Source organism: Polynucleobacter sp. 35-46-11 (assembly GCF_002281105.1).
This window is the reverse complement of sequence record NZ_NCFJ01000466.1, coordinates 1-1,961: the sequence shown is the minus strand read 5'-3', so window position 1 is coordinate 1,961 and position 1,961 is coordinate 1. Positions and strand designations below refer to the sequence as shown.

Below are 1,961 nucleotides of genomic sequence, written 5' to 3'. Positions count from 1 at the left end.
TCTGATGTCACAGGAGATGCACCCGCGGATATTGCCAGTGGCCCTTGTGCTCCAGATTACTCAACCTATCAAGATGCCTTGGATATTCTGGATAAGTATGAGCTAAGTGCCGATGCTATTCCATCATCTGTTTTATCCCACTTAAAGCGTGGTCTTGCTGGTGAGGTTCCTGAGACTTTAAAAGAAGCTGATCTAAAGGGCGCTCTAGTAAACAATCATGTGATTGCTACTGCGTATAAGAGTCTTGAGGCTGCAGCAGATTACGTCCGTACACAAGGCTATGAACCGGTGATCTTGGGTGATACTGTAACTGGTGAGGCTAGAGATGTTGGTGTTGAGCAAGCGGCTTTGGTGCGTCAACATTTATCGGCTAAGACTGGTAAACCCATTGCCCTCATTTCAGGTGGTGAGTGCACCGTCACTATTCCCAATGGAATAAAAGGTCGTGGTGGGCGTTGCAGCGAATACTTACTCTCACTGTTTGCCGCTTCTCAGGAGTTTCCTAAATTGGCGGCATTGGCGGCCGATACGGATGGGATTGATGGGAGTGAGAGGAATGCCGGTGCGTGGTTTACTCCCGAGACTCGCTTGGCTGCAAGCAAGGAAGGTCTCATTCCTGCGCAGTATTTAACTCAGCACAATTGCTACGATTTTTTTGCACAATTAGATGCCTTGGTGGAAACTGGCCCTACACTGACGAATGTAAATGATTTCCGCATCATCTTGCTTGATACTTAATTATGACCATTAGCCCAATACAGATTCAACTGATTCAGCCGGACGACTGGCACTTACATATTCGTGATGGTGAAGTTATGAAAGATGTATTGGCAGATACTGCGCGCCAATTCGCCCGCGCCATCATCATGCCGAACTTGAAGCCACCTGTGACGACAGTGGATTTGGCAAATGCCTATCGCGCTCGGATTGAAGCGAGCCTTCAATCTTTGGCTGTGAAGAGCTTTACTCCTTTGATGACTTTATATCTCACTGATAACACATCAGCTGATGAGGTGCGCAAGGCAAAAGAGGCTGGCATTGTTGGATTTAAACTATACCCGGCTGGCGCAACAACCAATAGTGATGCAGGGGTCAGCGATATCAAGCGTTGTTATGCTGCGCTTGAGGCAATGCAGTCTGTCGATATGCCCTTATTAGTGCATGGTGAGGTCACTAGTGCGCATATTGATATCTTTGATCGTGAGGCAGTATTTATTGATCAAGTGCTCGAGCCTTTGCGTAAAGATTTTCCTGAGCTGAAGATTGTGTTTGAACACATCACTACTAAGCAAGCTGCACACTATGTGCGTGATGCACAAACTGCTGGAAAAAATACACTAGCCGCAACCATTACTCCACAACATTTACTCATGAACCGTAATGCGATTTTTGCTGGGGGCATTCGCCCACACAATTATTGCTTGCCAGTACTAAAGCGTGAAGAGCATCGCGTTGCTTTGCTAGAAGCCGCAACGAGTGGCAGCCCGAGATTTTTCTTGGGCACCGATAGTGCGCCACACGCCAAGGGTGCCAAAGAGGCTGCTTGCGGTTGTGCTGGTTGTTACAGTGCTTTCAATGCTTTAGGTTTATATGCTGAGGCATTTGAGAGTGTTGACAAGTTAGATAAGCTTGAAGGTTTCGCTAGTTTTTACGGGCCAGACTTTTATTCACTACCCCGTAATACCAAGAGCATTTCTTTGGTGAAGCAGGCACAAAGCATTCCAGCAGAACTACCTTTGGGTGATGCCACGATTGTGCCGCTACGTGCTGGTGAGACCATCGCTTGGACTTTGGCTTAAGCCATTCAATACTTCCCTAATTCATTTTTAGACTTAATTTCTGCGACTGCGTTAGACTGCAGGCGCAGAGTCAATTGGGCAATCGCCGCCTCTTTATTGAGGGGGAGGAAAGTCCGGACTCCATAGGGAAGGGTGATGGCTAACGGCCATCCACGGTGACGT

At 47.5% G+C, this 1,961-nt stretch carries 2 protein-coding genes; both read left to right on the top strand.

What is annotated here, in order from left to right; all coding sequences use genetic code 11:
* The coding region (locus tag B7Y67_RS16420) for an MOFRL family protein (RefSeq protein WP_293599549.1) at positions 1-738 on the top strand (738 nt) is incomplete at its 5' end.
* A 2-nt stretch (positions 739-740) separates the two neighbouring features.
* A complete protein-coding gene (gene pyrC / locus B7Y67_RS16415; RefSeq protein ID WP_293599548.1) occupies positions 741-1,799 on the top strand; it encodes a dihydroorotase in 1,059 nt (352 codons plus the stop codon).
* Positions 1,800-1,961 lie beyond the last annotated feature (162 nt).

Excerpts from the sequence above, each read along its gene's own strand:
- pyrC (WP_293599548.1), top strand. The coding sequence starts at position 741 with ATGACCATTAGCCCAATACAGATTCAACTGATTCAGCCGGACGACTGG.